The organism is Oleiphilus sp. HI0125 (assembly GCF_001635355.1).
Window position 1 is genome coordinate 1 of the sequence record NZ_LWGF01000858.1, and the last position, 1,215, is coordinate 1,215.

Consider the following 1,215-nt stretch of genomic DNA (forward strand, 5'->3'; position numbering starts at 1 on the left):
CATCTTACGACGATCGATGCTTTGCGTGAGCAAGGACGAGTTGAGCAGCGTTGGAACAGTATTTTCTTTAGCCGAGGGGACTCAAAGAGCCCGGAATATGCGGGTATTCAATCCGCAATTATCGGCTCGATATTGACCTTGGTAGTGACTATGGCCTTGGCTTTTCCTATTGGTGTGATGACGGCGATTTACTTGGAAGAATTTGCTTCTGACAACATGTTTACGCGCTTTGTTGAAGTGAACATCAATAACCTTGCCGCGATTCCATCTATTTTATTTGGCTTGCTCGGTTTATCGGTATTTATAAATCTTTTTGGCTTGCCTCGAAGCTCCCCATTAGTTGGCGGGATTACGCTCGCACTAATGACATTACCGATTATCATCGTGAGTTCTCGAGCAGCGTTACGCAGCGTGCCCGAATCGATTCGTCAGGCAGGTTTAGGGCTTGGTTTGACTAAACAAGAAGTCGTGAAAGACCACGTATTGCCCATTGCCCTGCCGGGTATATTAACCGGCAGTATCATTGGACTTGCGCAGGCCATGGGTGAAACTGCACCGTTGATCATTATTGGCATGATTGCCTTTATCCCCGATTCCCCGAGTTCAATTATGGAGGCTGCAACAGTGTTGCCAGCACAGATATTTACTTGGGCAGGTATGCCAGAGCGGGCATATGTTGAAAAAACGGCCGCCGGAATTGTCGTGATCTTATCGATCATCGTTCTATTGAATTCGTTAGCGATTTACTTGAGAAGAAAATATGAAGTTAAGTGGTAACTCTGATGCCTCGCGCACCAAGATCTCTGTGCAAGATTTGAATTTGCATTATGGGGATCATCACGCGCTGAAGAATATCAGCGTTGAGCTCAAAGAAAACAATATCACTGCCTTGATTGGCCCCTCAGGCTGCGGGAAATCCACATTTCTGCGGTGTTTAAATCGAATGAATGATTTGATTGATATCGTAAAAGTGGATGGTGTTGTCTCAGTGGATGGCAAAAACGTTTATGACAATGATGTGGACGAAGTCGCGGTTCGCAAACATATTGGAATGGTATTCCAGCAACCAAATCCATTTCCTAAATCCATCTACGATAATGTCGCTTATGCGCCCTTAAAACATCAGCAAGTTAAGAAAGGCGAAGACTGTGATCGTTTGGTTGAAAAGTCTCTCAGGTCTGCGGGTTTATGGGACGAGGTAAAAGACAAATTGCA

General features: G+C 45.1%; 2 protein-coding genes. Both read left to right on the forward strand.

What is annotated here, in order from left to right; all coding sequences use genetic code 11:
- Positions 1-777 (forward strand): phosphate ABC transporter permease PstA (pstA, locus tag A3762_RS14055; RefSeq protein WP_068756143.1); only part of this gene is annotated, 777 nt, incomplete at its 5' end.
- Positions 761-1,215 (forward strand): phosphate ABC transporter ATP-binding protein (locus A3762_RS14060; protein ID WP_156493463.1); only part of this gene is annotated, 455 nt, incomplete at its 3' end. The genes pstA and A3762_RS14060, both read left to right, overlap by 17 nt.